Origin of the sequence: Rhizohabitans arisaemae (genome assembly GCF_025996515.1) — a bacterium.
Lineage (GTDB): Bacteria > Actinomycetota > Actinomycetes > Streptosporangiales > Streptosporangiaceae > Rhizohabitans > Rhizohabitans arisaemae.
This window is the reverse complement of the sequence record NZ_BLRH01000034.1, coordinates 133,480-157,939: the sequence shown is the minus strand read 5'-3', so window position 1 is coordinate 157,939 and position 24,460 is coordinate 133,480. Positions and strand designations below refer to the sequence as shown.

Annotated in this window: 24 protein-coding genes; 12 read left to right on the top strand and 12 right to left on the bottom strand. The window is 71.7% G+C overall.

The features are described from left to right. Positions 1 to 75 precede the first annotated feature (75 nt). Positions 76 to 1,326 (top strand): alpha/beta hydrolase family protein, encoded by a 1,251-nt coding sequence (locus RUR_RS16100; RefSeq protein WP_283135870.1) that lies wholly within the window; start codon positions 76 to 78, stop codon positions 1,324 to 1,326. Positions 1,327 to 1,682: 356 nt separating this feature from the next. Here the strand turns inward: RUR_RS16100 and RUR_RS16095 are convergent, their stop codons facing one another. Continuing rightward, positions 1,683 to 2,210 (bottom strand): MarR family winged helix-turn-helix transcriptional regulator, encoded by a 528-nt coding sequence (locus RUR_RS16095; RefSeq protein ID WP_283135869.1) that lies wholly within the window; start codon positions 2,208 to 2,210, stop codon positions 1,683 to 1,685. A 30-nt stretch (positions 2,211 to 2,240) separates the two neighbouring features. Between RUR_RS16095 and RUR_RS16090 the strand changes: the two genes are divergently transcribed. Further along, a complete protein-coding gene (locus tag RUR_RS16090; protein WP_283135868.1) occupies positions 2,241 to 2,627 on the top strand; it encodes an alpha/beta hydrolase family protein in 387 nt (128 codons plus the stop codon). Between the two features lie 113 nt (positions 2,628 to 2,740). Here RUR_RS16090 and RUR_RS16085 read toward each other — a convergent pair whose 3' ends face one another. After that, a complete protein-coding gene (locus RUR_RS16085; RefSeq protein WP_283135867.1) occupies positions 2,741 to 3,433 on the bottom strand; it encodes a hypothetical protein in 693 nt (230 codons plus the stop codon). Between the two features lie 40 nt (positions 3,434 to 3,473). Between RUR_RS16085 and RUR_RS16080 the strand changes: the two genes are divergently transcribed. After that, on the top strand, positions 3,474 to 4,103 hold the full coding sequence (locus RUR_RS16080) for a TetR/AcrR family transcriptional regulator (protein ID WP_283135866.1): 630 nt from the start codon (positions 3,474 to 3,476) through the stop codon (positions 4,101 to 4,103). Positions 4,104 to 4,238: 135 nt separating this feature from the next. On the opposite strand, the gene RUR_RS16075 is transcribed toward RUR_RS16080, so the two are convergent. The 3 genes from RUR_RS16075 to RUR_RS16065 all read right to left on the bottom strand — a co-directional run bounded on the left by RUR_RS16075 (position 4,239) and on the right by RUR_RS16065 (position 6,723). Then, the gene (locus RUR_RS16075) at positions 4,239 to 5,411 is read right to left on the bottom strand and encodes a serine hydrolase domain-containing protein (protein ID WP_283135865.1); all 1,173 of its coding nucleotides are present in this window, start codon (positions 5,409 to 5,411) and stop codon (positions 4,239 to 4,241) included. A gap of 19 nt (positions 5,412 to 5,430) precedes the next feature. After that, positions 5,431 to 6,045, bottom strand: a complete 615-nt coding sequence (locus RUR_RS16070; RefSeq protein ID WP_283135864.1) for a TetR/AcrR family transcriptional regulator — start codon at positions 6,043 to 6,045, stop codon at positions 5,431 to 5,433. Positions 6,046 to 6,204: 159 nt separating this feature from the next. Next, a complete protein-coding gene (locus RUR_RS16065; RefSeq protein ID WP_283135863.1) occupies positions 6,205 to 6,723 on the bottom strand; it encodes a MarR family transcriptional regulator in 519 nt (172 codons plus the stop codon). 239 nt (positions 6,724 to 6,962) lie between these two features. Between RUR_RS16065 and RUR_RS16060 the strand changes: the two genes are divergently transcribed. The 4 genes from RUR_RS16060 to RUR_RS16045 all read left to right on the top strand — a co-directional run bounded on the left by RUR_RS16060 (position 6,963) and on the right by RUR_RS16045 (position 12,952). Further along, positions 6,963 to 8,675: a DUF885 domain-containing protein gene (locus RUR_RS16060; RefSeq protein WP_283135862.1), complete on the top strand. Its 1,713-nt coding sequence runs from the start codon at positions 6,963 to 6,965 to the stop codon at positions 8,673 to 8,675. 14 nt (positions 8,676 to 8,689) lie between these two features. Further along, positions 8,690 to 10,009 carry an alpha/beta hydrolase-fold protein gene (locus RUR_RS16055; RefSeq protein WP_283135861.1) on the top strand — a complete coding sequence of 440 codons (1,320 nt, stop codon included), beginning with the start codon at positions 8,690 to 8,692 and terminating at the stop codon, positions 10,007 to 10,009. 38 nt (positions 10,010 to 10,047) lie between these two features. Continuing rightward, positions 10,048 to 11,382, top strand: coding sequence for an alpha/beta hydrolase (locus tag RUR_RS16050; protein ID WP_283135860.1), 1,335 nt, complete (start codon positions 10,048 to 10,050; stop codon positions 11,380 to 11,382). Positions 11,383 to 11,518: 136 nt separating this feature from the next. Then, positions 11,519 to 12,952 (top strand): MFS transporter, encoded by a 1,434-nt coding sequence (locus RUR_RS16045; RefSeq protein WP_283135859.1) that lies wholly within the window; start codon positions 11,519 to 11,521, stop codon positions 12,950 to 12,952. Between the two features lie 92 nt (positions 12,953 to 13,044). Here the strand turns inward: RUR_RS16045 and RUR_RS16040 are convergent, their stop codons facing one another. Together RUR_RS16040 and RUR_RS16035 are read right to left on the bottom strand one after the other, a co-directional pair. Beyond that, on the bottom strand, positions 13,045 to 13,473 hold the full coding sequence (locus RUR_RS16040; protein WP_283135858.1) for an erythromycin esterase family protein: 429 nt from the start codon (positions 13,471 to 13,473) through the stop codon (positions 13,045 to 13,047). 170 nt (positions 13,474 to 13,643) lie between these two features. Beyond that, a complete protein-coding gene (locus RUR_RS16035; protein WP_283135857.1) occupies positions 13,644 to 13,844 on the bottom strand; it encodes a hypothetical protein in 201 nt (66 codons plus the stop codon). Positions 13,845 to 13,923: 79 nt separating this feature from the next. Here RUR_RS16035 and RUR_RS16030 point away from each other — a divergent pair, with 79 nt between their 5' ends. The 4 genes from RUR_RS16030 (at position 13,924) to RUR_RS16015 (ending at position 18,298) form a co-directional block, all read left to right on the top strand. Further along, positions 13,924 to 15,207 carry an alpha/beta hydrolase family protein gene (locus RUR_RS16030; protein WP_283135856.1) on the top strand — a complete coding sequence of 428 codons (1,284 nt, stop codon included), beginning with the start codon at positions 13,924 to 13,926 and terminating at the stop codon, positions 15,205 to 15,207. Between the two features lie 111 nt (positions 15,208 to 15,318). Further along, a complete protein-coding gene (locus RUR_RS16025; RefSeq protein WP_283135855.1) occupies positions 15,319 to 16,596 on the top strand; it encodes a sensor histidine kinase in 1,278 nt (425 codons plus the stop codon). After that, positions 16,593 to 17,210, top strand: a complete 618-nt coding sequence (locus RUR_RS16020; RefSeq protein ID WP_283135854.1) for a response regulator transcription factor — start codon at positions 16,593 to 16,595, stop codon at positions 17,208 to 17,210. The genes RUR_RS16025 and RUR_RS16020 overlap by 4 nt, the downstream gene beginning before the upstream one ends. 383 nt (positions 17,211 to 17,593) lie before the next feature. Then, a complete protein-coding gene (locus RUR_RS16015; protein ID WP_283135853.1) occupies positions 17,594 to 18,298 on the top strand; it encodes a hypothetical protein in 705 nt (234 codons plus the stop codon). Here the strand turns inward: RUR_RS16015 and RUR_RS16010 are convergent. The 3 genes from RUR_RS16010 to RUR_RS16000 form a co-directional block, all read right to left on the bottom strand. After that, entirely contained in the window at positions 18,247 to 19,452 is a 1,206-nt protein-coding gene (locus tag RUR_RS16010; RefSeq protein WP_283135852.1) for a sensor histidine kinase, read from the bottom strand. The two genes, RUR_RS16015 and RUR_RS16010, sit on opposite strands and share 52 nt — an antisense overlap. Continuing rightward, positions 19,446 to 20,168, bottom strand: coding sequence for a response regulator (locus RUR_RS16005; protein ID WP_283135851.1), 723 nt, complete (start codon positions 20,166 to 20,168; stop codon positions 19,446 to 19,448). The genes RUR_RS16010 and RUR_RS16005 overlap by 7 nt, the downstream gene beginning before the upstream one ends. Before the next feature lie 197 nt (positions 20,169 to 20,365). Beyond that, positions 20,366 to 20,530 carry a hypothetical protein gene (locus RUR_RS16000; protein WP_283135850.1) on the bottom strand — a complete coding sequence of 55 codons (165 nt, stop codon included), beginning with the start codon at positions 20,528 to 20,530 and terminating at the stop codon, positions 20,366 to 20,368. A 35-nt stretch (positions 20,531 to 20,565) separates the two neighbouring features. Here RUR_RS16000 and RUR_RS15995 point away from each other — a divergent pair, with 35 nt between their 5' ends. After that, complete coding sequence (locus RUR_RS15995) at positions 20,566 to 22,149, top strand: hypothetical protein (protein ID WP_283135849.1); 1,584 nt, start codon at positions 20,566 to 20,568, stop codon at positions 22,147 to 22,149. Between the two features lie 197 nt (positions 22,150 to 22,346). On the opposite strand, the gene RUR_RS15990 is transcribed toward RUR_RS15995, so the two are convergent. Both RUR_RS15990 and RUR_RS15985 read right to left on the bottom strand, forming a co-directional pair. Further along, a complete protein-coding gene (locus tag RUR_RS15990) occupies positions 22,347 to 23,789 on the bottom strand; it encodes an FAD-dependent monooxygenase (protein WP_283135848.1) in 1,443 nt (480 codons plus the stop codon). Next, the gene (locus RUR_RS15985; RefSeq protein WP_283135847.1) at positions 23,786 to 24,406 is read right to left on the bottom strand and encodes a PadR family transcriptional regulator; all 621 of its coding nucleotides are present in this window, start codon (positions 24,404 to 24,406) and stop codon (positions 23,786 to 23,788) included. Before RUR_RS15985 ends, RUR_RS15990 begins: the two co-directional genes overlap by 4 nt. Positions 24,407 to 24,460 lie beyond the last annotated feature (54 nt).

Below are 24,460 nucleotides of genomic sequence, written 5' to 3'. Positions count from 1 at the left end.
CGGCACCCGCCGATTCCCGGACCCACCGAGGGGAAGGGCGGCGCAGAGGCCGCCCCCACAAGAACGGATATCTGCATGAACCATGCCTTCAGGCCGTACGGCCGCAAAGGAAGTCCACTTCTCCGCGGTGGCCTGGCCGGCGCCGTCGCCGGGCTGCTCACCCTGACGGCGTCCGCCTGCTCGGCGTCGGACCCCGCGACGAGCACGCCCACCTCGTCGGCGTCGGCGCCCGCCGCCGGCGGTGTCGTGGCCAAACCCGGCGCGACCCCCTCCCTGCCCGCGCCGACCGGCCCCCACCGGGTCGGCACCACCTCCTTGCACCTGAAGGACACCTCCAGGCCCGACCCGTGGGCCCCCGAGGCCAAGGCCAGGGAGCTCATGGTCACCCTGTGGTACCCGACGCGGGCGCGTGACGGGGAGCCGCCCCCGTACATGACGCCGAAGGAGTCCGAGCTCGTCCTGAAGGGCCGGAAGGTGACCGGCGCGCCGTACGACATCCTCAGCAAGACGCGGACCAACGCCGTCGCCGGGGCCGAACCGGCGGGGACCAGGCGGAGCCTGCCCCTGGTGGTGCTCTCCCCGGGCTTCACCATGCCGCGGAGCACGCTCACGTCCCTGGCCGAGGAGCTGGCCGGCGGCGGCTATGTGGTGGCCGGCGTCGACCACACCTACGAGAACTACGCGACGACCTTCCCGGACGGACGGGTCGCCGAATGCGCCGCGTGCGACGCCGACGCCGACCCCGGGTTCGGCGCGAAGACGGCCGGGGTCCGGGCGGCCGACGTCTCCTTCGTGCTCGACGAGCTGACCGGGCCCCGCCCGACGTGGGCCGGGGCCTCTCTGATCGACCCGTCCAAGATCGCGATGGCGGGCCAGTCGATCGGCGGCGCCTCAGCCGTCGCGGCCATGCTGAAGGACTCCCGGGTGCGCGCCGGGATCGACATGGACGGCAGCACCTACGCCCGGATCCCGAAGGGCAAGCTGTCCCGGCCGTTCCTGTTCCTCGGGAGTGAGCAAGCCCACAGCCCGGGAGGCCGCGACAACTCCTGGGACCGCGACTGGAAGCTCATGACCGGATGGAAGCGCTGGCTGGTGGTCTCGGGCGCGGACCATCAGTCCTTCACCGACGTTCCGGTGCTGGCGGCCTCGCTCGGCATCCCCCTCCCCGGTCTGGCCGCGGGACGCTCCGTGGAGATCACCCGCGCCTACGTCCGGGCCTTCCTCGACCTGCACCTCCTGGGGAAACCGCAACCCCTGCTGGACAAGCCGTCGACACACCATCCCGAGGTCAGGCGCTGCGTCCCGGAGAACAGGACCTGCGCGTAGCGCGACTCGACGGGTGCCCGGCGCCGGGACCGCCGATCGCCAGGACCGGCGGAGGCGTCGGAGCTCCGGTAGGCACCACCGGGTGTGAATGATCAACGGCCCGGTACGCAACTCGGCGTCGGGCTTGGCCGGCGTCGCGAAGCAGGAGGGCGACCCGCACGCGGCCGACCGGCCCAAGACGATGTCGGGAAGGCCGTTCTCTCCACCACCTATGGCCTGATCACATCCGCCAATCCATGCGGCAGACGTCTCTTCGGCAGGGTGCCCCGGTCGATCTCTCCCGCCGTCGTGCACGCTCCACGCCTCGGCCCGCCGACGCCGCAACAGGTCGGGGCGGGTGGCGACGGCTGCGCCGCCTACGACCGGGCCGTCTCCGCCGGCGCGTCGCCGCCTCGGGGATGCTTGACGAGGTGTGGTGCGGCGTCGGCGATCCGCTGCCGCATGGGGCGTCGGTGCAAGGCGTCCAGGGCCTCATCGACGAGTCGGCTCAGGGGGAACGAGAGTTCCGCCTCGAGTTCGACGGCGGCTGCCGTGGTGGCGGTCCACTCGGCGTCCAGTGTCGGCAGCAGCGCATCCGCTTTCGCGGTCAGGTAGGCGATCCGCTGCCGGGCGTCCTCACCGGGGGCGAGGAGGAGGAGATCCGCTTTGACCATGTGGGCGACGGTCTGGCTGGCCGCGGAATGGGTCACCCCGATGGCCTTGGCCAGGTCCCGGATGGAGCTGGGGCCGGTGGAGGCCAGCGCGCGGATGATCGGGGTGAACCGCGGACGGAATCCGCGCAGCCCGAGGTCTTCGTAGACGGCCGCGACATCACCGTCCAGCCGATCGAGGAGATGACGCAGCCGGGTGCCGAGAAGCCCGGGGCCGGGCGCACGGGAAGCCATACCCCATCATATAACAGCACTGTTGCGTCTATGGAGGTCCGGGTGAAGGCCACGGCCGACTGGTGCGCCTGGGAGGACGCGGTCCTGTCCGGCGAGACGAAAGGCGCCTTCAACCCGTACGCCGATCGGCCCTCGGCGGCACGACTGGCCCTGGTACGCATCTGCTCCCACCACTTCTCCCATGGCGCGTGGCTGGACGAGGGTGTGCTGCTGCGGGAGGCGGGTCGGCCGGCCGGTATCCCGGGGGTCCTGATCCACGGCCGGCTCGACATGGGCGGGCCACTCGACACCGCGGGGGAACTCCACCGCGCCTGGCCCGACTCGAGATTGATCGTGGTCGAGGACGCGGGACACCTGGGCGGTGTGACGACGGGCGGCCAGGTGCGCCAAGCCCTCGACCGGTTCGCCGGCCGGTGAGTGACACCGTACCCAGCCGATCTGAAGCACGCGCACCGCCTGGGCCAGGACGGATGGTCGGGCGCCTGGCCCACAGAGCCGGCCGGGAATCCTCGGTGCGCCCCGGCAGGCGGTCAGCCCAGAACCGGCTGCGGAGCCGGGGTAGGGGTGAGGCGGATCAAGACGACCCCGTAGGAGACGATCCAGGCGACCCAGAGCAGCCAGCCCGCCAGGCCGAGCAGTCCGAGGGGGCCGTCCTCCGCGATGACCAGAGGCGTGAGGGTGGCCGAGCCGAACATCAACGCGGCCGACAGCAGGCCCAGGGCGTGCTGCCAGGGCCGGATCAGGCCGGTCCGCCTCCCGCCGATCGACAGGCCGACCAGGGCGATCGCCAGGAACGTGCCGTTCAGGGTGAACAGGGCGTCGTGCAGCGCCCACAGCGCGGCGTTCTCCGCTCCCTCCTGTGCCGTCCTCGCCAGGGCGAGACGGGCCGCGATGATCCCGGCGAAGGCGCCGTTCTGCAGCAGCAGGCCCGCGAACCCGACCAGCGACCACGCCTCGCCCCGGTCGCGCTCCGACCGCCACAGCGCGGCGACCACACCCGCGCCGAACAGGGTGGCCAGCACCCACGCGGCGGGGGTGAGGGCGGACGCGACGCCGACGAGGCCGGCCTGAGAGCCGAAGAACACGTTGACCTCGTCGATGCCGGCGCCGGTGCGCGGGAGCCCGGCGGGCAGCGCTATCAGGTTGCCGGTGACGATGAGGGTGGCGAAGCCGATGCCGGCGAGCCCGGCGACCCGGGGGAAATTATTGGTTTTACGTGACATATATTCATTATAGGCAGCGTAAAGCCATAGGGTGCAAGCCATGAGTGACGAGCTGGGCCGACGCCGCTACGACTCGCTGCGCCGGACGACACAGGCACAGCGGACACGCGTCGAGATCGCCGACGCCGCCCGCCGGCTCTTCGTCGCCCAAGGCTGGGCCGCCACCACCGTCCGCGACGTGGCCCGCGAAGCAGGTGTCTCGGTACCCACCGTCTACGCGGCATACGGAAACAAGACAGGGCTCGCCACGGCCCTGGCCGACGCCGCCGACCTCACCGCCGACGCCGAGCACATGCTCACCCAGCTGGAAGCACCCCAGACCGGCCCCGCGGGCCAGCTCGCCGCCATGGCCGGCTACGACCGGCGGCTCTTCGAACGGGCCGGCGACGTCATCACCCTCGTCCGCGAGGCGGGCCGCGCCGAACCCGAACTCGCCACCACCTACCGCGACGCACGCCGGCGCGGCGACCAGACCCGGATACAGGTGTTCTCATCCTGGCCCGACGGCGTCCTGCGGCGCGGTGTGGACGTGCCCTCCGCCGTCGACGTCTACGCGGCACTGTGCAACATCGACGTCTACACCACGCTCACCGCCGAACGGGGCTGGACCCCCGATCAGGTGGAACGCTGGTGGGGTGAAGTCCTGGCCCGCGAGCTCCTCAGCCCGTGACCGGCCCGGGGCGGTGGCCGGCGTGTGACCCGGTGGCGCGAGCCACAGCCGGCCCAAGGCGGCACCGGCGGCGTTTTGCAGGCCGAAGGCCCCGGTGATGGGAACCCGCCATGGCCCGTCCCCGGATGCCAGGACTCATCGGGCCGGCAGCGAGGTCCGTACGGCCTCCACGAGGGTGGCGGCGCGCAGGTCGGGGGCGGGTCCCTCCTGGATGCCGTTCATCACATACCCGAACGCGAGGCCGGTCGCCGGGTCGGCGAACCCGAGGGAGCCGCCGCGTCCGCCGAAGCCGAAGGCGGTCGGGGTGTACCAGAAGCTGTCCGGGGTGGGCAGGCCGAATCCGGAGGCCAGGCGGGTGGGCATCCGCAGGATGCGGTCGGTTCCGGAGGCCTGTTCGGCGACGGCGTCGGCCAGGGTGGCGGGGTCGAGCAGGCGCACCCCGTCCACCTCGCCGATGAGCCCGGCGTAGAAGCGGGCCAGTGCCTCGGCGGTGCAGATGCCGCCCGTGGCGGGGATCTCGGCCTGCTGGACCTGGGGGTCGTTGTGGTCGGGGGGCGGGGTGACGACGCCGTAGGCGCGCATCGTCAGTGAGGTGGGGTCGGTGAAGGCCGCCATGATCTCGCGGACCGGTTCGGGCAGGGCGTCCAGGTCGACCCCGGTGAGGTCGGGCGGGGTTTCGATCAGGCGGCTGACCCGGTGCTGCTCGGCCTTGGGCAGGCCGATCCAGAAGTCCAGGCCGAGAGGTGCGGCGATCTCGTCGGCGAAGAACCTGCCCGGGCTCCGGCCGGAGACCCGGCGGATCACTTCGCCGACGAGCCAGCCGTAGGTGAACGCGTGGTATCCGTGCCCGACGCCCGGTTCCCAGAACGGGCGCTGGGCGGCGAGGGCCTCGGCCATGGGATGCCAGGCCAGCGCGTCGGAGAGCGCGACGGGCCGGTCCAGCGCGGGGAGCCCGGCGCTGTGGGAGAGCAGGTGCCGGACCGGGATTCGGTCTTTGCCCTCGGCGGCGAACTCCGGCCAGTAGTCGGCGACCGGCGCGTCCAGATTCAGTTCGCCCCGCTGGGCGAGCAGGTGCGCGCATGCGGCCGGGACGCTCTTGGTCGTCGAGTAGACGACGGTGAGGGTGTCCCCTGTCCAGGGGCGGGCGGTGACCGGGTCGGCGGTCCCGCCCCACAGGTCCACCACCTTGGTGCCGTGCAGGTAGACGCTTACCGCCGCGCCCACCTCGCCGTTGCCGGTGAAGTTGGCGGCGAACGCCTCCCGCACCGGTTCGAATCCCGGCGCGATCCCGCCGTCGATCTGTGTCATGTCATCGCCTCTCAATTCGTCAGGTGGCGGCGCGGGTGGCCAGCTCACACACGGTCACCAGTTCACGGGTGTACTCGTCCAGGTCGAGGTCCGGCTCGGCGACGATTTTGATCATCATGCCGACGACGGACTGCCTGATGATCACGGCCATGGTGCGTGGCGGGAACGACCGGAACTCCCCGTCGCGCTGACCCCGGATCAGCAGGGCTTCCAGTGCGTCCAGCTCGGCCTGGTTCGGTGCGTCGAACAGGCCCTCCCGTGCTTTCGGATGGTGGAACAGGATCTGGATCAGGGCCGCCATGTGGGTGCGGTGGGTGGCGTAGAAGGCGACGCTGCCCTCCACGTAGGCCTGCAGGACGCCCCACGCGGTGCTCCGCCCGTCCGCGTGTGAGCGGACCAGGTCGCCGCCGGTCGCGTAGATCTCGGCCGCCACCTCCTGGATCAGCTCGTCCTTGTTGGTGAAGTGATACGAGATCAATCCGGGGCTGCTCAGGCGCGCCCGCTCGGTGATCCGTGCGAACGACGCCTTGGCGTATCCCAGGTCGGCGATGGTCTCGATCGCCGCGCGCACGATCTGCGCCCGCCGAGCCGCCTCGATGAAAGTTTGTTCACTCGAACTGGATTTTGTTCGCATGAACAAAAACTAGCGTGATCGTCTACTCCGTGCCGGAGAATCGGCGAAACGGCCGGATGGATTGCGGCCGACGGGTGCCGTCCATGATCCGCTGGAGGCCGGACTCGAACGTGGCCGCCGACCCATGACGGCGAGGCCGGGCGAACGCCGTGGCCCCGGTCAGCCCTCCAGGCGGGCGGCGTCCTCCGGCCAGGCCTTCTTCACGCTGTCGGCCTCCAGCCACTGCGCGTAGCGGGCGAGGACGTGCGGGGCGTCGTCGTACATGAAGGTGTAGAAGTCGCGCATCGAACGGAGTTTCACCGCGCTGGCGGAGTGCGGTTCACGTGACATCACCGCGTCGTTGAGCGCGAGGAGCAGCCCCCGCAGCTCCTCCTGGCCGTTGAGCTGCGTGCGCGGCCACGCCTCGGAGTCGACACTGAACAGGTCGCGGCGCGTCTCCACCGACACGTCCCGGTCGACCAGCCCGAGAGAGTTGAGCAAACGGGCCATGGTGGAGATCGACGACGAGCTGGCGGACAGGTGCTCGGCGAGGTCGCGGCTGGACAGGTGCGGCTCGTCGGTGATCAAGAGTGCGGCCAGGATCCGGCAGGCCATGGGCGGCAGGATTCCCTGGAAGAGCTCGTTCAACCGGTCGACGAGCACGGACTCGTCGTGGTCACCCGATTGCGCTGGGGGCATGTTTCCATCCCTCTGCCGCGATCCGCCCGGGCAAGGCGGGGACCCCGGCCGATGTCGTCCATCCGATGACTGTGCCCGCCGACGGGCGCGAGACCTCCTACTCGACCTCCGGTGGACCGCTCTCAATCTATCATGAGGCGTCATTCAGAAATTTCTGAATGCCTATCTGTCTTGACTGGATATCACTCGCTATCAAATAATCGCTGAAATCGCCCATACGAGATGTCACTGGAGATTTTGTGCCCACAGCCCCCTCCGATCAGCAGGCGAGCGACCGCCTGGCCGAGCTCGGCGACGACTACTTCGCCACGATGCTCGCGAGTGACCCTTTCACCGGGAGCGCACTCGGCGTCGTGGGTTACGACGCCCTCGTGCCGGACCCGGGCCTGGCCGCACGGGACGCCCTCGACAAGGACCTGTCCCGTCTCCAGGCCGCGCTGGAGACGGTGAGCGAGGGCGACCTCTCCGACGAGGACAAGATCACCAAGGGTGCCCTGGCCCGGGCGCTCCACGACAGCCGCGCCGAGCTGCGGCACGGCGTGTTCGACGTGGCGGTGACGGCGAGCATCGTCTCCCCGCAGATCCAGATGCTCCACGCCGTCGCCTCCATGCCGGTCACCGACGGCGACCGCGCCCACGACTACCTCTCCCGCCTCGGCGGACTCGATCGCTACCTGGACGGCTGGCGCGACGTCTACCTGGCCGCCAAGGCCGACGGCAGGCTCCCGGTGCGGGCGGGCGTGCGGCAGGCGCTCGACCAGCTCGACCGCTACCTCGCGGGTGACGTCGCGGCCGATCCGCTGCTGCGGCCGGTGGCCGGCGGAGACGAGACGGCCGAGCCGTTCCGGGCGGAGGCGCTGCGGCTGATCGAGGAGAAGGTACGGCCGGCCGCCCGGCGTCTGCGCGACGCCTTCGAGCGGGACCTGCTTCCCGTGGGCCGCTCCGACGACGAGCCGGGGATCTGCCACATCCCCGGCGGGCTTGCGGCGTATGAAGACGCCATCGCCCAGCACACCACCACCTCGCTGACGGCCGAGGAGATCCACCGGATCGGCCTGGACTGCCTGGCCCGGCTGCGCGAGGAGTTCGCCGAGGTGGGCGGCAGGGCGCTCGGCATCACGTCGGTGCCGGAGATCCTGCGCACGCTCAAGGAGGACCGGTCCCTCAGGTTCGAGACGTCCGAGGAGATCGTGCGGCTCGTGGACGGCGCCCTGGAACGCGCCAAGGGTGTGGTCGGAGACTGGTTCCCGGCCTACGACATCCCGCCGTGCGTCACCGAGGAGATGGACGACTTCGAGGCGGCCGCGGCCCCCGCCGCCTACTACCGGCCGCCGGCCCTCGACGGCTCCCGGCCAGGCACCCACCGGGTGGCCACCGTCGACCCGCGCTCCCGTTCCCGCTTCGAATACGAGGCGATCACCTTCCACGAGAGCGTCCCCGGCCACCACCTGCAGCTCGCGGTGTCCCAGACGCTCACCCACCTGCCCGACTTCCGCCGCCACCTCGGCGCCGCGATCACCGCCTACGCCGAGGGCTGGGGCCTGTACGCCGAGCGGCTCGCCGACGAGATGGGGCTCTACAGCTCCGACCTGCAGCGCCTCGGCATGCTGTCCACCGACGCCTGGCGGGCGTGCCGCCTCGTCGTCGACACCGGGCTGCACCACTTCGGCTGGTCCCGGAGGCAGGCCGAGGCGTTCATGCGGGACAACACCGCCACCAACGAGGCCAACGTCGTCAACGAGGTCGAACGCTACATCTCGATGCCCGGCCAGGCACTGGCCTACATGATCGGACGCCGCGAGATCGACCGGCTGCGCGACAAGGCCCGTGCCGTACTCGGACCCCGATTCGACATCAAGGACTTCCACCGGCAGGTCCTCGGCCACGGCGCACTGGCGCTGGACGTGCTCGACGACACCATCACCCGCTGGGCCACCCAGGCCGCCCGCTGAGACAGGGGACCACCATGACGCAAACCCTCGAATCGCCCAGGCTCACCCGCTTCCTCACCGCGGTCGAGAACGGCGAAGCCGGCGCGGCCGACGCCCTCGTCGACGACCTCAAAGCCGCAGGCGGCCCGTTCCTCGACGAGCAGGAGGACGGGAGCGTCCTCGTCACGTTCGTCTATGTCGGGCAGGCGAACACCGTGCATCTCAAGAGTCAGGTGACGGCGGACGCCGACGGCCGCGGTTGCCCCATGACCCGGGTCCCCGGCACCGACGTCTGGCATTTCTCCGCGCGGATCACTGACCGGAGGCTCTCGGCCACCTATTTCTTCCAGCTCGACGACCCGATGGCCGAGATGTCGGCGGTAGAGGTCATGCAGCTCTTCAAGGAGCCGGCGAAAGTCGAGGCGTGGCTGCGGGAGGCCGTGCTGGGCGCGCGGCACGACCCCTACAACTCGGACGAGAGCGACCAGACCATAGAAGGTCTCTTTCAGGATGAGGCACAGTCCACGCTGCGTGTCTCCGTGCTGAACCTCCCCGACGTCGACCCGGCTACCTGGTTCGGCCCGCCGCGTCTTTCGGGCGCGACCCTCCACACGCACACTCTGCGCTCGGAGATCCTCGGCAACGAGCGCAAGGTCGTGGTCTACCTTCCCCCGGTGCCGCTGCCGGACAGCGGGGACCGTCCCGTCGTCATCGTGCAGGACGGCGACGGCTTCCTGAGCGACGGCTTCGACCACATCCTCACCAATCTCATCGCGGGCGGCGAGGTCCCGCCCTTCGTCGGGGTCTTCGTCTACAACCCCACCGTCATGTCCCGCATGGAGGAGATGAGCTGTCAGCCGGCCTACGCCGCGTTCTGCGCCGACGAGCTGATGCCGTGGCTGCGCCGGACGTACGGCGTGACCGCCGACCCGGCCCGTACCGTGGTGTCCGGGTGCAGCTACGGCGGGCTCGCCTCGGCCTGGCTCGGCTACTCCCGCCCCGACGTCTTCGGCCGGGTGCTGTCGATGTCGGGGTCCCTGTGGTGGGGCAAGACGAACTTCTTCGCCATCGAGGGCGGGCCGCTGGAGTTCGGACGCGACGACGAACCGCAGTGGCTGAACCGGCGGTTCGCGGCCGAGCCCCGCAAGCCCGTGCGGTTCTGGATCGACGCGGGCACCCTGGAGGTCAACCCGCTGGACGACGGCGTCAGCCTGCTGTCGGCCAACCGCAACCTGCGCACCGTGCTGGGGGCCAAGGGCTACGAGGTGCGCTACCACGAGTTCTCCGGCGGCCACGACAACGCCGGTTGGCGGCGCTCCTTCCCTCTCGGCCTGCGCTACCTGCTCGGCGCCTGACCCTCCCCTGCCACCACACTTTCGTACAAGGACAACGCATGACACAGACGACCATCGAGTCCGCGCGAATCGCGCGTTTCATCCAGGCGGTGCGGGACGGCGAGGCCGGCGCGGTCGACAGGCTCCAGGCCGACCTGCGGGAGTCGGCGGGCCCGCTCCAGGAGGAGACTGGGGACGGGAGCGTCCTCGTCACCTTCGTCTACATCGGCCCCGGCGACCAAGTCCACCTCTACTGCCAGCTCGTCATCGACCCGCGCCAGATGAACAAGGCGATGACCCGCGTCGAGGGCACCGAGGTCTGGTATCTGTCCCACCTCGTCACCGACCGCAGGCTCTCCGTCGGCTACCGCTTCCTCGTCGACGACCCGATCACCGCGCTCTCCATGGACGACGCCATGGTGCTGATGCAGCAGCCGGACAAGATGACCGCGCTGATGGACGAGAGCGCCCGCTGCTCACGGGACGACCCCTACAACCCCGACCGCTTCGACATCGGGATGGACCAGTATCTCGACCCGGCGAAACCCCACGTCACCGTCTGGACCTCCGTGCTCAGCCTGCCCGGCGTGGACCCGGTCACCTGGCACGGCCCCGCCCGCCTCGCGGGCGCCACGCTGCACACGTACACCTTCCGCTCGGAGGCGTTCGGCAACGAGCGCACCGTCACGGTCTACACCCCGCCGGTGCCGCTCCCCGAAGGCGGCGACCACCCCGTCGTCTTCCTGATCGACGGGGAGATGATGCTGGCCGAGGGGTACGCCGACATCCTCACCAACCTCATCGCCGCAGGGGAGGTCCCCCCGCTCGTCGGCGTGTTCGTGCACAACGTGTTCGCTGACTCCCGCATGCTGGAGATGAGCTGCCGGCAGGAGTTCGTCACGCTGTACGCCGATGAGCTCATGCCCTGGCTTCGCCGGGAGTACGGCGTCACCGCCGACCCGGCGCGCACCGTCGTGTCGGGCTCCAGCTACGGCGGGCTCAGCTCGGCCTGGCTCGCCTACAACCGCAGCGACGTCTTCGGCCGGGTGCTGTCCATGTCGGGCTCCCACTGGTGGGGCAAGCGCACCGCCTACGGCGCCGACTCAGGACCCTACGAGTTCGGCCGCGACGACGAGACCGAGTGGCTGACCAGGCAGTTCGCCACCGCACCGCTGCTTCCCGTCACGTTCTGGATCGACGCGGGCACCCTGGAGAACGACCCCGGCGTGGACGGGCTCAGCCTGCTCTCCTCCAACCGCAACCTGCGCACCGTGCTCCAGGCCAAGGGCTACCAGGTGCGCTACCACGAGTTCTCCGGCGGGCACGACACCTCCGGATGGCGGCGCACGTTCCCGCTGGGCCTGCGCTACCTCCTGGCCGGCGACGACGGCTGAGGCCGTACCGGTCCCACGTCACGTCGCGCGGTAGCGGGGGCCGCCGCGCGACCCGCCCCTCCTGACCACCCCATCCCCGCAAGCCGGGCACCGCGCCGCCTCATCCCCACGCGGTGCCCACTCTCAGGAGAGAGCCATGTCGAAAGCCCACGCCGAAAGCCCCCCAGCAGACGACTCCCCCGCCCCGGTCCAAGGCGTCTCGTGGATGGTGACCGCGTCCCTCGCGGTGATCCTGGTCTCGATCGCCGCCATCGAAGCCATGCCGGCCGTCGCGCTCCCCCTGCTCCAACGCGAACTGAACACCACACCGGCCGGCGGATCGACCCTGATCGTGGTGTCCGCGCTCATGGCCGCGATCATCAGTCCTCTCGTCGGCAAACTCGGCGACAGGTACAACGGGCGCGACGTGACGCTCGTCCTCCTCCTGGTCGTGGTGATCGGCGGCGTGATCTCCACCGTCGCCCCCACCCTGGCGGTCCTGGTGGTGGGCCAGGTCTTCCTGGGCTGCGGGATCGGCTTCATGCCGCTCGCCTTCGTGCTCCAGCGCAAGCTTCTGCCCCCGGCCGGGATGAAGGTCGCCACGGGTGTCGTCATCTCCACGTTCACCGCCGGAGGCACCGCGGGCGCGCTCCTTGCGGGCCCGATCGCCGAAGGGTTGTCCTGGCAGTGGATGTTCGGCCTGCCGACGATCCTCATGGCCGCCGCCGGTTTGGTGTTCATGCTGGTCACGCCGCGCGCCCCGCTGGCCTCACCCCCGGTGCGAGGCCCTTTCGACTGGGTCGGCACGGTGCTGTTCTCCGCAGCCATGATCGTGCTGCTGCTCTTCGTGTCGTCGGTGTCCGAGGCCGGGTTGCTGTCGGTGCCGTCGCTCGCGGTCCTGGCCGTCCTCGCCGGTATCGTCGCGCTGTGGATCCGCGCGGAAAGGCGGGCGGCGGAGCCACTGGTCGACCTCAGGATGCTGCGGGGTCACGGCATCCGAGGCGTGGCCGTCGTGGAACTGGCCGCCGCGATCGCCGGTGCGTTCGGGATGTTCATGCTGCCGCAGATCCTGGCGGCGCCCACGTCGACGGGCTTCGGGCTGGGCCAGTCCATCACCGTCATCGGTTTCGCCCTGCTGCCGGCGACGATCGTCGCCCTGGTCGTGGCACCGCTCGGCGGCCTCGCCGACGCCCGTTTCGGGTCCCGCGCGGTCGTCCTGGCCGCGACCGTCGCGATCGCGCTGTGCCTGGTGCCGATGCTGACGCTTCCCTCGCAGGTGTGGCACTACGTGCTCTTCATGACGGCGTACGGCGCGGGCCAGGCGTTGACGATGACCTCGCTGACCAACGCGGTCATCTCCGTGGTGGGTCCGAATGAGACCGGCATCGCGACCGGGCTGTTCATGGTGATCCGCGCGGTGGGCACGTCCCTCGGCGCCCCCGTCGTCGCATTGGTCATCACCGGGGGCCCGGACGGCTCGGGAACCGCGGGCAGCTACGTGATGGGCTTCGCCCTGGCCATCGGGGCCTTCGTCGTCACGGCCGCCCTCACCTCCCTGATCCCGGGGCGCCGTACCCCCGTCGCGGCCTGAACCACCAGTGAGTGCCCCGGATCCAGACTGATCACGGGGCACTCGCCGGGTACTGTGATCAACCCACCTCGTCCGCGGTACGGCCGTGCCGCTCACCGGACCCGGTTCCGCCGCCCGGCCGCCACGTCCGCGATCTCCGGCATCGGGGTGGAGCAGGTGGTGCGGGCCACGTAGGCCAGGCCGTCGAAGTTCTCGGCGAGCACGGTGTCCGTGAGCGAGAACTTGTAGGTGAAACGGCCGACGACACCGCCGAAGCCGCGCATGTGGTTCCGCGCCGTCAGCCACTCCTGCACGGCCTCGGGATGCCCGCCGCCCCTCAGGTCGACCACATGGCCGTCGGCGCAGGCCTCGGCCAGCCGAGCCTCCACCATCGCGGGGCCACCGGAACGCGGGACTCGGTGCCGTACCGGCGGACGGCTTGGATCGGGCCGCCCGAAACGCATCCGGCGGGCCCGGAAGTCACCCTCCCCGAACAGCACCCCGAGCGCGTAGGTCGTCCCCCACCGGGACAGGGGTCGCACACCCGCCCACGGGGCAATGCTTCCTTCAGGGCCTCATCCTCTTGGCGCGGGTGGTCAGCCCTTGATGAACCGGCGGGTCATGTAGCGGCGGACCGGCGGCAGCGTGGCCGGGCGCAGCGGTAGCCGGGTCAGCCAGAGCAGCACCGGGCCGGCCGGGGCGTAGACGCCTTTCACGCGTCGGCCGAGCTTCTCTTGCGTTCGGCTTCGGGCCGGATGGCCGCCTCCCCGGCGGTCAGCGCGGCCGGGATGTCGCCGGGGTGCGCGGCCAGCTCGGTGCCGAGCCGGTCGGCGCCGCCCCCGGCCGTCCACGTGGCCGCGGTGACTCCTGGACGGGGCCAGGTGCGGAGCCGGGAGGCCATTAGATTTGTCATCGGTGGGCGGGGAGGGATGCACCCGATCCGGTGAGCGGCGGCACTGAACTCCAGGCGGGCCGCACCGGAAGCTGGACCCATGACACAACATGATCGGCTCCTCCCGATTCCCCTGCCCCGACCGGCCTTGCGGGGGGCCGTGGCGTTCCGCCGCGCCGCCGCGGCGACCGTGCTGGGAGCGGCGCTCGTGGCCTGCCCCCCGCTCACCGGCCCCGCCGCCGCCCGTATCGCACCCGCCGGCGCGGCGCAGGGCCCCGGCGGCGATCAGGCGTCACCCGTCCGGCTGACCCTCCCCGGACCCACCGGCCCGTTCCGGGTGGGAACCGTATCCCTCCACCTGGTCGACCGCTCCCGGCCCGATCCGTGGGTCCCCGGCAAGCAGTCCCGGGAACTCATGGTCCAGCTGTGGTACCCCGCCCGGACCACGGCCGCCCACCCGCGGGCGCCCTGGCTCTCCCCCAAGATCGCCGAAGCCGTCCTGGCCGCCGTACCGGCGGGAACCGTCACCCTGCCCGTCACACACGGACGCGTCGGCGCACCCCTCCACCGGGGACCCCGGCCGTGGCCGGTGGTGCTCTACTCCCACGGCTTCGCCACCGAGCGCGCCTCCGGCACCGCCCTGGTGCAGGACCTCGCCAGCCACGGATACGTGGTCGCCGCCGTCGACCACACCTACGACGCCGCAGCGGTGGAGTTCCCCGGCGGGCGCGTCGAGACCCACGCGGCGAGCACACCACCCCCCGACTTCGACAAGCCGGACGACCCCGTCGCCGTCAAAGCGGTGGCCGCCCGCCTCGCCGACACCCGGTACGTCCTGGACCGGCTCGCCGCCCTCAACCGCGGGCACCACGTCCCGGTGCCCGGCGGACTCCGCGGCGCACTGGACCTCTCCCGCGCCGGCATGTTCGGGCATTCCCTCGGCGGGGCCACCGCCGCCGCGGCCATGCACGCCGACCCGCGCGTCAAAGCCGGCGCCAACCTGGACGGCTCCGTGTTCGGCCCCGTCCTGCGAGACGGCCTGAACCGCCCGTTCCTGCAGGTCGGCAGCTCCGAGCACAGACGGGACAACGACCCAAGCTGGGCGGCACTCTGGCCCCGCCTGCGTGATTGGCGCCTGGAACTGCGCCTCGACGGCTCCGGCCACAACTCGTTCACCGACATGCAGGTCCTCCTCCGGCAACACCCCCTCGGCACCCCCGCAGCCCAAATCGACGAGATGATCGGCACCATCGACGGACCCCGCTCAATGGTGATCCAGCGCCGCTACCTCCGCGCCTTCTTCGACCGCCACCTGCGGGGGCGACCCGCTCCGCTGCTCGACGGGCCCTCCCCCCGCTGGCCGGAGATGCGCTTCATCCCGTGACCGGCCACGGACGAGCGGCCCGTGGCGCCGCCGGGCCGCAGCCGGAAGACCGGCAACGTGCCCCGCAACCAGAACAAGTGCCACGATGACGGCGTGAACAGGGTGGGACTCATGAACCGGTTACCGCGATGGCGCCGGCTGGGACAAGCCGAACGCTGGGACCTGTGGACCCGTGCAGGGCTCTGCGGGGCATACGTGCTCGAGCCGGTGGCTGCCGCCGCCATGATCGGCTCGGCGGTGGACACACCGGCCCGGTGGGCGATCCTGACCTACCTCTGCCTCCACTCCGCCGGCTGCGGGCTGCTCGTCCACGCGGGCATCGGCCACCATCTGGGAAACCGGCCCCGTCCGGTACGGCTGATCGCCGCCACCTCCGGGCTCACCGTCGTCGGCGTGGTGCTCGCCGTCGCGGCCTACCCCGACGCGCAACCGGGACACCCCGACGGCCCCGCTTCAGCCCTGACCGTCATCCTCGCGACGGCGTTCGCCGGAGCGGTCGCCGTCGCGGTGCCGTTCCCCGCCACGGTCCTCGTCTGGGCGGCGGCCGCGGCGGGCAAGTTCGCGGTATCCCGGGTCGAAGGCGCTCCCCTCTCGATCGCCGTCCCCGCCGCCCTCGGCCTGCTCGGCCTCGCGGCCACGTGGTCGTTCATCTACCGCAGCTCGCTGTGGAGCCTGAAAGTCGTGTGGGAGATGGAACACTCCAGGAAGGCGCACGCCCGGCTCGCGGTGGCCGAGGAACGGCTCCGCTTCGCCCGCGACCTGCACGACGTGATCGGCCGCAACCTGGCGGTCGTCGCCCTCAAAAGCGAACTCGCGGCACGGCTGATCGAACGCGGCCGGCCCGGCGCGGCGGAGGAGATGCGTGAGGTCCGCGAGATCGCGCAGGAGTCCCTGGCGGAGATGCGGGCGGTGGTACGGGGATACCGCGCCACCGATCTGGACACCGAACTGGCCGGGGCCACCTCGGTGCTCGCCTCCGCCGGCGTACGCTGCCGGGTGACAGGCGACACGCACGGCCTCTCCCCGGAGCTGCAGAGCACGCTCGGCTGGGTGGTGCGGGAAGGGACGACCAACGTGCTGCGGCACAGCGAGGCGCGGACCTGCACGGTCTCCCTGCACCGGTCGGCGAGCGGCGGTGTCGGGCGGCTGACCCTGACGATGGAGAACGACGGTGTGACGGGCCCGGAGGACTCCGGCGGCCTCCACGCGATCGGGTCCGGCTTTTCCGGGGTCGCGGAACGACTCGCGCCGCTCGGCGGGCGTGTCGTGGCCCGGCGGGAGCCGCCCGACCGGTTCCGCCTCATCGCCGAACTGCCGTTGCCCGTGACCACCTCGCCCGGAGATCCGGCGAACGCAGGGCTGTCGTCACCAAGGGAAGACTCAGGATGAGCGAGACACCCATCCGAATCCTTCTCGCCGAGGACGAGCATCTCATCCGAGGCGCCCTGGTGGCGCTGCTCGCCCTCGAAGACGACCTGAGTGTGGTGGCTCAGGCGGCCACCGGCGCCGACGCGCTCGCCATGGCCCGCGTCTTCCGGCCGGATGTGGCCATGCTCGACCTGCAACTGCCCGACATGGACGGGGTGGCCGTGGCACGCCGGATCCACGAGGAGCTGCCCGGCTGCCGTACCCTGATCGTCACAAGCCACGGCCGCCCCGGGCATCTGAAGCGCGCGCTCTCCGCCGGCGTACGCGGCTTCCTGCCGAAGACCGTCTCCGCCGCCGTGCTGGCCGAGGTCGTACGGACGATTCACGGCGGGGCCCGCTACGTCGATCCCCAGCTCGCCGCCGAAGCGATCAGCGCGGGGGACACCCCCCTGACCCCTCGCGAGGCGGACGTCCTGGAGCTGGCCGCCGAGGGGGTACCGGTGGAGGAGATAGCCCGCAGGGCGGCGCTGTCGCCGGGTACCGTACGCAACTATCTCTCCTCCGCGGCCGGGAAGGTCGGCGCCGCGAACCGCCATGAGGCCGCCCGCATCGCCCGCCGGCACGGCTGGATCTGACCCCCGGAGCGGCGGGCGCGCACCACGTCGCGGCCCTCGCGGCCCCCCGGCCGAGCGCGGCACCGGGTCAGGGCCGAGGCCGGAGAGCCGCCCGGCATGCACCGACGGTCTGGTCTGAATCCCGCCGGTGTCCATGGCTTCATTGCCTGTCGAACGACTCCCGTCCTCCATGTACCGCCACCTGAACGTGCTCGTCGGTCTGACCGTCGACGGCTTCCCGTCGTTCGGGGCCGGCCGGCGTGCCGGAGGGAGGTGGGCCGGGGATCCGCCCGGCGGGGGATCGCGGATCGGCCGTGTGGGGGACGACCTGCGGGGACGCCGCGATCTAGCCTTCCAGGCCGGAGTCCGCCGCGTCACGGCGGACCGGATGGAAGGCGAAGGTCATGTCGGTGCTCTCAGATCCGCGCAGGTTTCGAAGATGGGCGGCCGGGCTGAGCCTGATCGTCGCGCCGCTCTTCTACCTGGCGGGGGTCGTCGTCGATCCGGCGCTCCGGCAGGGCGGGGACGACACCAGGGGTGTGTACGGGATGTACCCCGATCAGGTTTCCCTCAGCGCGTCGCTGCTGCACTGGAGCTGGATCCTGATGCTCCCCGGCATCGTCGGCATGGTCCACCTGATCCGGACGCGCGGCGTCGTCCTGGGGCACATCGCCGGCGGGATCGCGTTCCTCGGCGTGGTGAACTTCTCCGCGCTGATGTTCGGCGACTTCGTGTACTCGCGGCTGGAACGCACGTTCGGGGCCGTACGGGGCGACATGCTCGCGAATGAGATATGGAGCGACCCCGGAGCCCAGTTCGGTTTCCGGCTTCCGGGGTTCATCGGCTTGGTGGGACTGTTCGTGCTGGGGCTCGTCCTGGCGTACGCGCGTCAAGGACCCTGGTGGTCGCCTTTCGCGATCACCATCGGCTGGATGGGTTCTCCGATCTTCCCGATCGGGACGGTCGTGGCGGGCCTGCTCTTCATCGCGGGTACCGGGGTGATCGGCCTCAGGATGCTGCGGATGAGCGACGAGGAGTGGGCGGGTGAGACCCTGCCTCAGGCGGCCTCCAGCGGATCGCCGACCGGGAATCTGGCGAACACCCGGTAGCCCCCGCCCGGGATGGGGCCGGCGGACAGCTCACCGCCGTGCAGCTCGATCCGCTCCCGCATCCCGATCAGGCCGTGCCCCCCGGTTCCGCCGTCACGGGAGCGGTCACGCGTCCCTTCGCCGGTGGCCCCGGCACGGTGGCCAGGGGCCGCACCGTCGTTGATCACCACGATGCTCAGGTCGGCGGACCCGTAGGCGATGGTGACGTCGACGCCGGTGGCGCGTGTGTGCTTCAGGACGTTCGTCAGCGACTCCTGGAGCACCCGGTAGGCCGAGAGGTCGAGCCCGGGTGACAGCGGCCTGCGGGCACCGATGACCCGCACCTGGACCTCCGGCCCCGCCTCCCTGACCTGCGCGGTCAGCTCGTCCAGCCGGTCCAGGCCGGGCTGGGCGGCGGGCGGGTCGCCGTCTGAGGAGCCGCGCAGCATCCCCAGCATGAGGTGGAGTTCCCCGACCGTCTCGCGGCCGGCCTGCTCGACGCCGAGCAGCAGCGTCCGCTCGCCTTCGCGCTCGCGGCCCTCGCCGAGCATCCTCCGTACCCCGCCCGCCTGCAGGGTCATCAGGGTCACGTTGTGCGAGACGATGTCGTGCAGTTCGCGGGCGATCCTGGACCGTTCCTCGGCCACCGCCCAGCGGGCCCGCTCCTCGCGCTCCATCTCCAGCCGCGTGGTGTACTCGGCCAGCCGGGCGGTCCGGTCGATCTGGCGGCGCAGCAGGATGCCGCTCACGTAGGCCACCCCCATGAAGATCGCGGTGATCAGCACTTCCGGGAGGTCGATGAACGGCTCGGTCTGCAGGCAGCCGTACGCCAGCAGCACGCAGCCGAGCCCGGCCAGGCCGCGGCGGCTGCGCAGCTCGGCCGCGCTTCCCACGGTGTGGACCATGATCAACGTCGAGTAGAACTGCCAGGCGGCGTAGTAGAAGCCGCCCGCGGCCACCCGGATGGCAAGGCCGAGCGCGACCAGGAGCAGCAGGGCGGTCAGGGGAAACCTCCGCCGGAACAGCAGCAGCACCCCGCACACGGCCGCGCCCACCCCGAAGGACACCGGGTTGGCGCGGCCGATGAACTCGGTCAGCCCCGCGACGACCACGGCGAGGGAGAGCAGCGCGTCCATCCAGGTCGTCTGCAGGTCACGGAGCAGGCGCCTCAGCACGTCCCGCCCCTCCCGGGCGTCCCGTCGCCCTGCCGCCCGCGCCCCGGCCGCACGATCCCTGCCTCGTAGGCGAACACCACCGCGTGGATGCGGTCACGCAGATGAAGCTTGTGCAGGATGCGGGCGACGTGGGTCCGCACGGTGGCCTCGCCGATGCCGAGCGCCCGCGCGATCTCCTGGTTGGAGATCCCGTCCGCCAGCAACCGCAGCACCTCCAGCTCACGCGGCGTGAGCCGCCCCAGCTCGGGCGGCGCGACCGGTTCGGGCAGCTCGGCGAACGAGGCGATCACCCGCGGGGTGACCGAGGGGTCGATGACCGCGTCCCCGGCGGCCGCCGCCCGGATGGCGTCGACGAGCTGCTCGGGGGGCGAGCTCTTGAGCAGGAACCCGTGCACCCCGGCGCGGAGCGCGGCGTCCAGGTTGGCGTCGGTGTTGAAGGTCGTCAGCATGATGATCTTCGGCGGATGCGGGTCGCCGAGGATGCGCCGCGCGGCGGACAGCCCGTCCATACCCGGCATCGAGATGTCCATGAGCAGGACGTCCGGCCGGAGCCGCCGCGTGAGCGCGACCGCCTCGTGGCCGTCGGCGGCCTCTCCGACGACCTCGACGCCGGGCGCCGTCTCGGTGACGAGCCGTAGCCCGGCCCGGATCATCGCCTGGTCGTCGGCGATGACCAAAGTGATCCTCACCGGGGTTCGCCCCTCGTTCGTCGCCACGACCGCAGCGTACCCATATCGGTGCTTAACGGACGTCACCGGTGATGTGTATCCGGCTCGGCGTGCCATCCGCCACGTGGACGACCCCGGATCCGCCACACGGCCGGATGCGGACGACCTGCGAGGCACGACGCGACGGCCTGGCGTGCGCCCCACGACCTCCGCCGGCGCGGCCTCTTGGGGCGCACCCGCCGCCCTCACCGGGCCGGCAGGTCGGCCACCTCGGCCACGCCGCGTGGTGGCCGCCGGCGTCGGCGGCCCGCCGGTGGCGCCGCCACGGCCTCCGCGACCCGGAGCCGGTCGATGCGGCGGCCGGCGGGATGACCCGGGTCCCCGTGCCCGGCCCGGGCGGCCGCGGCCACCGCGTGAGACTCCTCTCGCGGGTCGGCAGGCCGCTGTGACCGCAAGTGTTTTCCAAGTCGGCTCCTCCATGATCGCTCTCTTCGTGGGAGGGGTGCGGGCGATGGGGAACGGGAAGGCGCGGCCTGCGGGAAGCGCCGTGGGGTGCCTGCTGGTGGCGCTCGTATGCGAGCTGGTCATCGGGATCAGTGCGTTCGTCCGCTATCTGAACCTTGCGCGGGAGGTAAGGCTCCGCAAGGAGAGCGGCGGCGACGAGCCGCTTACCTACGTGACGACCACGGTGGAATCACTGCCGTGGTTTGCGTGGGGTTACACCGTGCTCGGTGTGATCACGCTGGCCCTGGCGGCCTGGGCGTGGCGGCGGGGCGGGACCCGGGGGGTACGCACGGCCGCGGCTCTGGGGCTCGTCCCGTACATGCTGGTCTACGTCGTCCTGGGCCTGTGGGGACCGGCGTTCATGTACAGCTACAGCTTTGACGACTTCTGGTGGTTGGACGTGTCGACGGTGCTGGCGGGCACGGCTGCGCTCGGCCACCTCGCGGGGACGGGCCTGCTCCTCCATACCGCGCCGAACCGCCCGGGGAACGGGGACGCGGCGGTGCGGCGGCGGGGCGGACTGAGTGCGGGGTGGGCCGTCGCGTGCCTGCTGGCGACGTCGGCGTGCGGACTGGTGATCGCGGCGTTCTCGCTCGTGCTCATGCCCTCCGTCCGGCGGAGGGCGGCCGACCACGAGGAGCGCCTCGTCGTCGACAACGACGCGGGCCGCACGTTGGAAACCCTCGTGGCGCATTCGTGGCTCTACGCCGTGGTCGGTGTGGTCGCGCTGGCGTTGGCGGCCCTGGTGTGGCGGCGGGGCGGGACCGTGGGGGCGCGGATCGTCCTGGTGATGGGTGTCGCGCCGTACACGATTCTTCTGCTCCTCATCCCGTGGGAGGCGAACCCGTGGCTGGGGGACAGCTTTGGGGATGAGCATCTGGGCTGGTACAAGGACCTCCCTCTGTGGCTGGCGATCACGGCCCTGCTCTCCTACGTCGCGGGGACGATCCTGCTCCTCTTCACCAAGGCCGTCCGAGGTGACGGGCCGCCCCGCGCCGCCGAGCCCACCGGCGGCAGCCTGAGTGCGGGGTGGGCCGTCGCGTGCCTGCTGGCGGCCTCGGTGTGCGGGCTGGCGGTCACGGCGTGCTCGCTCGTCCTTATGCCCTCCGCTCGGCGAAGGGTGGCCGACGAGCTCGCGGGCCTCATCGTGGACTACTACGCACGGGACGTCCTGGACTCCCTCTGGGACCAGCTGTGGGTCTGCGCCGTGGTCGGTGCGGTCGCGGCGGCGTTGGCCGCTCTGGTGTGGCGGCGGGGCGGGACCCCGGGCGTGCGGGCCGTCGTGGCGCTGGTCGCCGCCCCGTACACGACGCTCCCGTTCTTCGGCCTGGGGGAACTCGCGGACCTGCGGCTGCGGTACGACCCGGGCGTGGACTATGTGGGCTGGTACGTGGACGTCTCCTGGTGGCTGGTGATCGGGAGCGTGCTCTGCTACCTCGCGGGGACGACCCTGCTGGTCTTCACCGAGGCCGCCCGGCGTGGCGGGCTCCCCCGCGCCGCCGAGCCGAACGGCGTCGCGACGTAGCGGCCACGATCCCGGCGGCGATCCGGCCCCGGAGCGCCGGGGCCGGCCGTACCGCGAGCCGTCCTCCGAGGTCCGGTACGGCCTCGGGCCGCGCGGGCGCCGTACCGGATCGGCACGCCGTGACGGTACGGCCGGAGGCCTCCCGGTGGATCCGGCGCCCGCCCTGAGCACGTGCGCCGGATCCGCGGGGAGCCCGCTCAGCCCCCGAACCAGGTGGCCACGGCCATGGCCAGGGTCTCGTCGGGTTGCGGGTCGGTCGCGGTGGAGATCCAGGCGGTGTGGCCGTCGGGGCGGATCAGCACCCCTTCCAGCTCGGGCAGCTCGGGACAGGAGACGTGGTGGGCGACCACCCCGCCACCGGTCGGCAGGGTGCGCCGGCCCGTCGTGAGGAGCACCGGGCGGGCGGGCCGGAGCAGCTCGGCGACGCAGGTGTGCCCCCCGTGGACCACCAGCTTCAGGTTGGGGGTGAGCCTGCCCAGCCACGGATGGTCGCCGGGGATCACCGGGTCGTAGCGGGTGCCCACCCCGGTCGCCAGTTCGGCGAGGTGCCTGCCGACCGGCGGCAGCTCCGCCAGCTCGCCGAACAGGTCCCGCAACGGGTCCAGGCCCGGATCGCGCCGCCCGAGGAGCGCCTGGGCGCGTGTGGTGCGCAGCACCCGGGCCCCCGCCTCGTGCCGTTCGGTGTGGTAGCTGCCGAGCAGGCCGCCGGGCGCGTGCCCGAGCGCGGTCGCCGCCAGCTTCCAGCCGAGGTTGACCGCGTCCGCCAGCGCCACGTTGACACCCGTCGCCCCCGCGGGCGGGTGGATGTGCGCGGAGTCGCCGGCCAGCACGACACGGCCCGCGACGTAGCGGTCGGCCTGCCGGGCCGCGTCGGAGAACCGGGTGAGCCAACGCGGGTTGACCAGCTCCACCCGCCGGCCGAGCACCGCGTCGAGCACCTCCTGGAAGGAGGAGAGCCGTACCGGCTCGTCGCGGTCGGCGGGCGGCTCCGGCTCGTCGAGCACGATCCGCACATAGCCGGGGCGCGGGATCGCGAACACCGTGCCGTGCTCGCCCTCGGTCACCCCGAACGGCAGGGATTCGGGGTCGGCGAGCTCCACGTCGGCGAGGAGTCCGTACCCGGTGGCCGGTGTGCCGGGAAAACCGATCCCGGCCTGCCGGCGGACCAGGCTGCGGCTCCCGTCGCACCCGGCGAGGTAGCCGACCCGCTCGAGCCTTCGCTCCCCCCCGGCCTGGACGGTCACCTCGACCCCGTCGTCGTCCTGGTGGAAGCCGGTCACCTCGCTCCCCCACCGGACCGCCACGCCCAGCTCGGCCAGCCACTCCTCCAGCAGCTCCTCGACGCGGGTCTGGGCGATGCCGAGCGTGTACGGATGATCGGTGTCCATCATGGTCAGGTCCAGCGGGCGGCTCGGGTCGGCGAACATGCCGTACGGCACCGTCGGCCCCTCGGCCAGGAAGCGGCCGGCGACGCCGCGCCGGTCCAGCAGCTCCAGGCTCCGGGCGCCCAGGGTGAACCCCCGGCAGTACGGCGAACGCCGCGGCAGCCGGTCCACCACCGTGACCTCGACCCCCGCGAGCGCGAGCTCGGCCGCCAGCATCAGCCCGGCCGGGCCCGCCCCGACCACCATGACCCTCATTGGTCCCCCGCAACGGTGCGACCCGTGCCGGCCACCTGGTCCGGCCAGCTCAACCGGCCCGCCTCGATGTCGCCGACGATCTCCTCGATCCAGCCGAGCTCGGCCTCCTGCATCCGCGCGGAGTACTCCACCTCGACCAGGAACAGGCGCGGCACCTCGCCGCTTTCCAGCATCTCCCGGTGCAGCCCCAGGGTCTCCTCCCGCGCCGCGCGGACCCGTCCGGCCCGCTCCCGCAGCGCCGCCACCGCGCCCTCCGGCCCGAGAATCCCCAGGTAGCTGACCGCCGACAGGAACTTGGGGTATTCCTCGGCCGGGACGCGGATCAGCTCGTCCACCCAGCGCACGAACTCCTTGCGGCCCAGCGCGGTGTGCCGGTACACGGTCCGCTCCGGCCGGGCCCCGACCCGTACCGTCTCGCCCGCCTCGATCCACCCGGCCCGTTCCAGCGCCCTGACCACGTCGTACAGGGAGCCGGTGGTCAGCTTGAACACCCGGTCCATCCCGCGTTCGCGCAGGGCGGCGGCGATGGCGTGCGGATGGGCCGGTGACTCGGCCAGCAGCCCGAGCACCGCCAGCCCCAGCGGGTTGGACACCTTGCGGCGATCGTTCTCGCCCAAAATCGCCTCCAATCACTCGGATCCGAGTATTTGGATCCGAGTGATTGCTGTCAA